At 69.4% G+C, this 7,662-nt stretch carries 9 protein-coding genes; 5 read left to right on the plus strand and 4 right to left on the minus strand.

Annotation, left to right across the window (positions count from 1 at the left end):
- Positions 1-779 precede the first annotated feature (779 nt).
- The 5 genes from TR48_RS36315 (at position 780) to TR48_RS43985 (ending at position 4,562) form a co-directional block, all read left to right on the plus strand.
- Positions 780-1,454 carry a helix-turn-helix domain-containing protein gene (locus tag TR48_RS36315; RefSeq protein ID WP_236652490.1) on the plus strand — a complete coding sequence of 225 codons (675 nt, stop codon included), beginning with the start codon at positions 780-782 and terminating at the stop codon, positions 1,452-1,454.
- A gap of 5 nt (positions 1,455-1,459) precedes the next feature.
- On the plus strand, positions 1,460-1,930 hold the full coding sequence (locus tag TR48_RS36320; RefSeq protein WP_042374884.1) for a hypothetical protein: 471 nt from the start codon (positions 1,460-1,462) through the stop codon (positions 1,928-1,930).
- 230 nt (positions 1,931-2,160) lie between these two features.
- A complete protein-coding gene (locus tag TR48_RS39540; RefSeq protein ID WP_052443339.1) occupies positions 2,161-2,778 on the plus strand; it encodes a hypothetical protein in 618 nt (205 codons plus the stop codon).
- Between the two features lie 203 nt (positions 2,779-2,981).
- Positions 2,982-3,713 carry a hypothetical protein gene (locus tag TR48_RS36330; protein ID WP_152628379.1) on the plus strand — a complete coding sequence of 244 codons (732 nt, stop codon included), beginning with the start codon at positions 2,982-2,984 and terminating at the stop codon, positions 3,711-3,713.
- Between the two features lie 552 nt (positions 3,714-4,265).
- Entirely contained in the window at positions 4,266-4,562 is a 297-nt protein-coding gene (locus TR48_RS43985; RefSeq protein ID WP_052443340.1) for an IS3 family transposase, read from the plus strand.
- A gap of 14 nt (positions 4,563-4,576) precedes the next feature.
- Here TR48_RS43985 and TR48_RS39550 read toward each other — a convergent pair whose 3' ends face one another.
- The 4 genes from TR48_RS39550 to TR48_RS42690 all read right to left on the minus strand — a co-directional run bounded on the left by TR48_RS39550 (position 4,577) and on the right by TR48_RS42690 (position 7,234).
- Positions 4,577-4,936: a hypothetical protein gene (locus TR48_RS39550; RefSeq protein WP_052443341.1), complete on the minus strand. Its 360-nt coding sequence runs from the start codon at positions 4,934-4,936 to the stop codon at positions 4,577-4,579.
- A gap of 385 nt (positions 4,937-5,321) precedes the next feature.
- Positions 5,322-6,038, minus strand: a complete 717-nt coding sequence (locus tag TR48_RS36340) for a DUF1345 domain-containing protein (RefSeq protein WP_042374876.1) — start codon at positions 6,036-6,038, stop codon at positions 5,322-5,324.
- A 113-nt stretch (positions 6,039-6,151) separates the two neighbouring features.
- Complete coding sequence (locus TR48_RS36345; RefSeq protein ID WP_042374877.1) at positions 6,152-6,517, minus strand: PRC-barrel domain-containing protein; 366 nt, start codon at positions 6,515-6,517, stop codon at positions 6,152-6,154.
- A 384-nt stretch (positions 6,518-6,901) separates the two neighbouring features.
- Positions 6,902-7,234, minus strand: coding sequence for a hypothetical protein (locus TR48_RS42690; protein ID WP_152628380.1), 333 nt, complete (start codon positions 7,232-7,234; stop codon positions 6,902-6,904).
- Positions 7,235-7,662: the final 428 nt, after the last annotated feature.

Consider the following 7,662-nt stretch of genomic DNA (forward strand, 5'->3'; position numbering starts at 1 on the left):
CATCCCCGACGTGCGACCGCCCACCCCGCCCAACCCCAACCACACCACACCGGGGCAGGCGGACGGGCAAAGGGAGATGTCAGCCCCCGGGGCCCCCGACACCCCAACCCACCAGCAACGATGCTGGATTGAGCACGAGAGACGGAAAGCCCAGCAAGGCCCTGACGGGGCTGAGCGCCGGTCGGAGGCGCGGGGGCGGGGCCGGAGGAGCCCCCGCGCAGAATGCGCGCCCGGCGAAGCCGGCCGCTGACCCGGCCTTCGCGAGTACGGGGCTGACGAGTCCCCTCAAGGCGGTACTTGACGCGAGTGCAGACCGAGCGCGCCACGGCCGATCGCCCGGAGGGCGATGCCGGGAGACCCCTTCTAGTTACTGTCCGCCTGAACCATCAGCGGTGCGGCTTGATTGGCAGTCAGGTGAGGTGTAGAACGCGCGCACGCGCGCGATATAGATAGGGTTAGGGCGCTCGGGAAACCGCAGGTCAGAGGCTTGTTTACTAGCGAGTAACGTCCGCGCGAGACGACAGATGTATCGGTCATCTATCCACAGGCGCGTGCTGAGCGCGAGGGAAGTGTGGGGTATTTGCACACTCCCGTGGTTCGGTGTCTCTGGCGCGGGCAATCGGGGCTCGCGGCCATCATCGCCAGGGAGTGGAGAAACGAACCTCCCAGGCGACACATGACACGCCGAGTGTGGAAATAGGGCACACGACTGTGGTGCATCTGCACACTCGCTAGGCTGCTTCCGTCTGGATTTCGACGTAAGGAGCACTTTCCCTCCCATGGCAGCACAACCGCTACCAAACCCGACACCTGACAGGGGGTCGGCGGCGCCACCAGGCCGGCGCCGCCGCGTTGCGCCGAGCCCCTACGACGCCCCCGGCGCGCTGAACACCGGCCACGAGACCATCGAGCTGCCGCCCGGCGCGACCGCGTTCGTGGACATGCCGCCGGCCAGCGGCGAGTTCATCGGCGGGCTCTTCAGCATGGACTCGCTCGCCTTCCTCCGCTGGAGCTGCCGCTACTTCCGCCACGACCTGGTCGGACTGCTGATCCTCGTCTACCTGATCGGCAGCCAAGAGGTCGGTGGGACCATCAAGCTCACGCAGCAGCAGCTTGCGGACGAGCTGGAGGTCTCCCGGCAGCACGTCAACCGCTTCATGGTGAAGCTCGGGCAGCTGGGCGTCGTGTGGCGTCAGCAGCGTGGCGTCTACCGCCTCAACCCCGCGGCCGCCCTGCGCGGCGGAACGGTCCCCGTGGAGCCCCCTCCGGGCTTCCGGACGCCTCGGAAGGGTCTGCGAGTCGACCAGCGTGCGCTGATGGAACAGTTGCGCGAGATGGCCGACGTGCCCGACGCTTTCATCCAGCTGATGCTGCCCGAGCCCGACCTCCCCGAGCCTGAAGCGGCCCGGCCGAGGCCCGGCCAGCGCAAGACCGAACGAGCTGAGGAGGGGTGACCGCCATGACAGTTGCTGCCGCAGAGCACGCCCCTGGGCACATCACCTGGGGTAGCTTCAACGTCTTCCAGTACATCCCGCGGATGCCCGGGGCCGCGCTGCAGGTGCTCTACCACCTTCTCGGGACTCAGGAGCCAGGCGGCCGCTGCGTGTGGACCCAGACGGCGCTCAGCGACGAGCTGGGCCTGGAGCGCACCCAGGTCAGTCGCGGGATCCAGCACCTCCAGTTCGCGAACCTGCTGTCGCCGGTTCAGCGCGGCATCTACCAGCTCAACCCGATGCTGAGCGCCTACGAGAACCCACGCGACCAGCTCGCCGCGGTCAAGGCCATGCCCCGGGAGCAGCGGCTGGACGTGCCGGACTTCGAGGAGCGCTACCAGCGCCGCGTTGCCGAGCACGACGCCCGCAAGGGCCAGCGCCCTCGCCGGGCCAAGATCACCCAACTGTCTGAGCGCCGCCTCAAGGCCGTCGACTGACCGACAGCCAGCACAAAACCGTGGAGGCCCCCGTCACCGGGGGCCTCCACGTGTCTGGATTTCGAAGCTCACTGTAGCGCTCTGGCGCCGGCGCCGCTCAGGTACGGCATTCAGCAATGAGTTCCGGGCCCTCGCCCAAGTTCTAGAAACCGTCAGATTTTCCTGACGATTGCGATATCGTCAGGAAAATCTGACGGTTTCCACGTCGCTGTCGTCTTGAGGAGTGCCATATGGGCTGGGTGTATGCGGATGGCTACAACGGAAGCTATGACGAAACGAAGCCCCACGACGGGAACGTGGTGGCCGTGCTGTCGGACGGGACGGACGCCGGACGCGACACCTGGGAGGACGGCCAGGAGAGCGACCGGCGCGATCTCTTGTGGGCCTGGTCCTTCAAGTACGACGGCCGGGAAGGACGCCGCAAGGCCCAGGCACTGCGCGCCATCTGCTCCTGCGGGTGGCGCGGAGCCCGTCGCCCGGCCGACTTCACCGACCCCGACGCGTGCGACCCGCAAATGGAACAGGAGTGGAAGCGGCACTGCGAACTCAGCCTCTACCGGGACCCGACTCGCCGACTTCACCGACTCCTCGCCCAGCTCGGCGACGTCTTCGACGAACTGACCAACCCCAGCGACCCGGACGAGCAGCCACGCCCGCTCCTGGCGGCCCACATGGCCAAGATCCTGCAGATGGACATCGAGACCTGGCAGAAGAACGCCGTGCGCGCGGCACGGGACGGCGGCTTCTCCTGGGACGAGATCGCTGGCCCGCTCGGCATGAGCAAGCAGACCGCCCACGAGCGGTTTGCCGTGCAGGTAGCGCGGGACACGGACGCACCGCTCGTTTGACCGACTGCGACGACCGCACGGCAACAGGGGCCGGCTGACGCTCGTTGCCTGTCCTGCGACTGTCCAGTTCCTTTCCTGGTGAGCTCCGTACAGGAGGAAGGCTGTGGGACGAGCGAGTCGGCTCGGCACCCGACAGGGCGATGGCTGAAAGTGGTGGGTGCCATGCTGATGGCTACCGCACGAGAAGCCCGTGACCTGGAGGCGTGTCGATGTCGGATACGGCCGTAGCCGCGACGCAGCAGGAGACCGAGCAGTTGCCCGACGCCCTCGGGGCGCGCCGGATCGCGGTCCTGCTGGCCGAGCGCACCGAGCTGCCGGTCACCGGCGACGACATCCAGCGGCTCGTCGCGGACGGGTACTTGGTGGCGAAGGACGAGTACAAGGGCTGGCCGATTTACCTCACGGCCGACGCGCTCGCCATCGACGCCGGGCCGCTGCGCGGGATCGTGGACAAGCGGGTGGCCTGGATGCAGGCGAGCCTGACGCGGGACCAGGCGGCCGAGCGCATTGGCTGGCCCTGGCGTGACATCGACCGGATGGGCCGGGAGGGCCGGATCACCGTCGGGGCCCTGGACCGCTACCTCATCGAGGACCTGGACCGGCTCGCCGCCGAAGCCGACGGCGAGCAGTACATCACCGCTCAGGCCGCGGCTGACCTGCTGGAAATCCGTCCCGCCGACTGGAAGTACGTCGAGGCGGCCGGCTGGGCGCCCACCTCACGCCGAAGACCGCACCGCCCGGCCCTCGCCCTCCAACAGCCAGACCAGCTCCGGCCGGCCCAGCGCCTGCCACGCCTGCCCACCCGCGCGCATCCGGGCGTACTGGAATCCACCGCCAGCGCCCGCACCCGCCATCCGTCCCGTTCCAGCCGCAGCCGTCCACCGGCACGCCACACCACACGCCACCCGAACAACCGCGCCGTCGCCACCACGTAGTGGGCGTCATCGCCGAGCCGATCTGCCACACCACGATGCTCAACTCGCCTCACTGCCCCCGCCACCGGCGCACACGCGGTGCACCACCACCCGAAGACGGCGCACGCACAGCGCCCAGTCGGCGCCCGCCAGGTCGACGGCGACCAGGCGTCCCACCCGGATTCGGACGTCCGGCCGTACTAGCCATAGCGGCGGCGGTGAGAGCCGCGAGCCGGGCGGCCTGATAATCGGCGGGGATGCCGGGCAGGCCGATGTCGCCGCCGTACAGCACCAGCCGGCCCAGGTCCGCGGCGGCCCTCACGAAGCCGGAGGGCAGCGCCACCATGTCCATGGATGCGGTGGCGGTGGCGCGCGGCGACGAACAGACGGCAGTGGGCGTCTCCACCCACCGCGCCGACTTCGGTGTCCAGCGGATATGCCGTGTCCTCGGGGTTTCACGCGCCGGTTTCTACCGGTGGCTTGCGGGCGCGGCCGCCCGTGCCGAACGCCGGGCGGCCGACGACGCCCTGGTCGCGGAGATCCGCGAGATCCACACCGAGCACCAGGGGACGTATGGGGGTACGCCGGGTCCACGCGGAACTGCGGGGCTACGGCCACACCGTCAACCGCAAGCGGGTCGAGCGGCTGATGCGCCGCGAGGGGATCGAGGGCCGGCTTCTGCGCCGGCGCAAGCGCACCACCGTCCCCGACCGGCTCGCGCCGCCTGCCCCGGACCTGCTCCGATGCGACTTCACCGCCCAGGACCTGGACGAGAAGTGGTGCGGCGACATCACCCACGTGCAGGTCGGCGGCGTGTGGCTCTATCTGGCCTGCGTCCTGGAAATCCGCTCGCGCCGGCTGCTCGGCTGATCGAGGGCCACGCCTCACTCCGCGCGGTCGATGCCGACCTGGTCGCCTTCGGCGGCCGACGGTCCGGTGTCGGCGTCGCGGCCGCAGTCGATGCAGCCGCCCGAGCCGAGAGGCCCCATGCCGCCGCAGTGCACGCAGCTGCCCGCGAACACGACCGGCCGGCCGCGGTTGCAGGCCGGACAGCGGTCCCTAGTGGACATGTCCCGGGTGATGATGCGGTGCGCGAGACTGGCTGCGCCGCCGACGACGGTCCAGCCCGACGCGGCGGCCGCGCCACGGATGCCGTCAGGTTCACGCCCGGTCTGCGGCCGGGTGAAACTGCCCAGGCAGCGCGGGGAGTTGCAGCGCAGCCGCATCAGCGCTTCAACCGTCATCACAGCTCCCCCGGGCCCGTTGGGCGATGGTCCTCTGACACGCTTCTTGTCGCCACTGACGGGCCAGGACGCTTGGCCCGAAGGCCGGTCGGCGCTGTACACCATGGCGCGATGCGCGCGTACTGTCCCGGGCGTGACCTCTTCCGGCTGTGGCAGCACTGCGCGCTTGAGCCCCTGCACGCCGACGACGCCATCCTCCTGTGGCCGACGGGACGCCCTCCCTTCAACGCGGCCGATCCTGGTCCACGGCTGTGAAGCGGCTGACCCCGTACCCGTAGGCCTTGCCGCGCATGACGTTACGACACAGCAAGGCCGGTCTTGCGGGTGCCCCCAACCATCGGTCACGCTGACGGCCTGGGGCGCGAGGAGGTAGGCCATGCCGGTCTCAGTGCAGGATGCTGACGGCTCGGGCGATCACCAGGGGTGAGGTGAGGAGGGCGGCCACGGCCTGGACGCTCATCATGAGTTTGGCGCGGGTCGACAGCGGCATGGTGTCGGTCGGGCTGAACGCGGTGGAGTTGGTGACCGAGACGTAGAGGTAGTCGGCGAGAGTGGGGATCCAGTCGGCGCTGATGCTGGAGCCGTCGGCGACCTCCTGGACGGCACCGTCGTTCTCGTCCTGGGAGAAGCGGAAGTCGGCCATGGGCAGCTCCTCGCGTGGCGCCTGGGTGCGGGCGACGGGGCCGCCGCGGTCCAGTTCCCAGTAGGCCAGCCCGAACACGATGATGTTGGTCAGCCAGACCTGGAGGGCGGCCACCAGCAGCGCGCCGCCGTCCTTGACGCCGGCGGAGACCAGATCGTGGATCAGCAGTCCCAGGGCGAACAGGTTGCTGCCCGCGATGACGGCGACCAGGACCAGGGAGAGGGTCCGCGAGGCGCGGTTCTGCCGGGTCATGCGTCTGGGGTTGATCACCAGGAGCGGGACGAGCAGGAACACCTCCAAGGTGGGCAGCACGAAGCGCGGGCCAAGGAGCAGGTTCTGCGGTAGCAGCAGGTACAGGGCGACGGCCACGAGTGTGGCGAGGACCGCAGGAAGGCGGGCCTCGCCGCGCCGCTGGTGGCGCGGGTGCCGGATGCGCGCCTGCGCACGACTGCTGGCCATATCGTTGTTCTCTCCCTGCCTCTTCGAGGCGGTCGCAGTCGGCGCCGGGTCGCAAAGGGTGTTCCGCACGGGCACACCCGTGCGGACCACCCTGGCGTGGTGCTGTTGTCGGGCTACAGTAGGCCGCCGTAGTACGTGCCGACCTGGTTGCGGTAGTCGGCGTCGCCGTTGTGCTTGTCCGGGTGGTACTCGGGGGAGTCCTTGATCTCGTCCTTGGTGCGGCCGACCTGGACGGTCTGGTTGGCGGTGTCGACCGACAGGATCGTTCCGGCGGGGAGGAGAACGTGCTTGCCGAAGATCCACGGACCGGTGTCCACCACGATGTACTGAGCGCGGACTTCGGCGGAGTGCTCGTCGACCTTGCCGATGTGGCCGTCGGTCGCCTCGACCCGGAAGCCGGTGAGGTCGATCCCGGCCTGGTAGCCGGAGGTGGCCTGGTAGCCCCACATGCCGTTGTCCACGAGAACAGCCCTTCGCATGAGACGGAAACACCGGTATCGACCTGACGCCATCGAACCGGCCTTGTCTGTCAGCTCCTGACCCGAATCCCGGCCATCATGCGCTGGCGCCGACTTCTGCTGAGCACCCGGCCTGGCCGCCTAGCATCGGGCGACCGGGGCTTTTGTGTTCACTTCAGTCCGTCCTGCGTCCACAGGTGCTGAATCGGCGCTGCGGAGCCAGTCGCGTTAGGTTTCGTAGCGTCGGCGTTCACGCGCCTGCCGCATGGGAGCGGGAATTCGCTTGCGAAACTGCCGCCATAGCCAATCAGCACATGAACCGACACCGCGCTATCGTCGGCCGCGACCGGGACCCCTCAAGGTCCCTCGCCACCCAGGCCCCGCCCGGCGGCCAGCAGGCAGTCCTCAGAAGCCATCGAGAGGCTGCCGGAAACGGAACTCGCCTGGCTTGCCATGACCCGCGCCAGCAGCTCGCAGGCCCAGGACCTCCGACAGGCCTTCAAATGCGCCCAGGGACAGCGAGAGAGCACGGCCGATGGCTTTCGTAGGGTCGTGCAGCGCGCGTTCGAACTGCGCCCGCCGCTGCTGCGCGATCGGGACTTGAGGGACTGACGCGTCCGTCGGCACGGTGGGGCCTGCGGCGCACGGGCAGCACCACGATGTGGTGATGTCGCCCGCGAGCACGCCGCCCGTCCCCCCCTGCAGCACGAGGTGCGCGCCGGGGCGGCTGAAGCTCATCGTGCCGCGGGGAGTCGGGCACCACAGTGCGAAAAGTTCCGCGGCCGCGTGGATCGGGCCGGTGCGCACCGGGTCGAGACCGGCCGCTCCGACACGGTCGGCATAACCGGGACCGTGACGCAGGCGCCCGCCGGTGCGCCGGTGCCGGCGTCACGCCGAGATAGGCGCACTACCGGCGGGGCGGGTGAAAGCGCACGGGGCATGGACGAGTCTTCACCAGGCCCGCCGAGGACGGGCGGTAGCTTTCGTGGGTACCGCAGTTCCACGGGAGCCAAGGAGCATCGATGATTGCGATGACGCTCGCCGAGATCGCCGATGTCACCGGCGGCACCCTGCACGACGTGCCGGACGGCACGGTGCAGGCCACCGCAGGGGTGGCCTACGATTCCCGCGACGCGCAGGTGGGCGGGGTCTTCCTGTGTCTGGCC

Origin of the sequence: Streptacidiphilus neutrinimicus (assembly GCF_000787815.1) — a bacterium.
In the GTDB taxonomy this organism is placed as follows: Bacteria; Actinomycetota; Actinomycetes; order Streptomycetales; family Streptomycetaceae; genus Streptacidiphilus; species Streptacidiphilus neutrinimicus.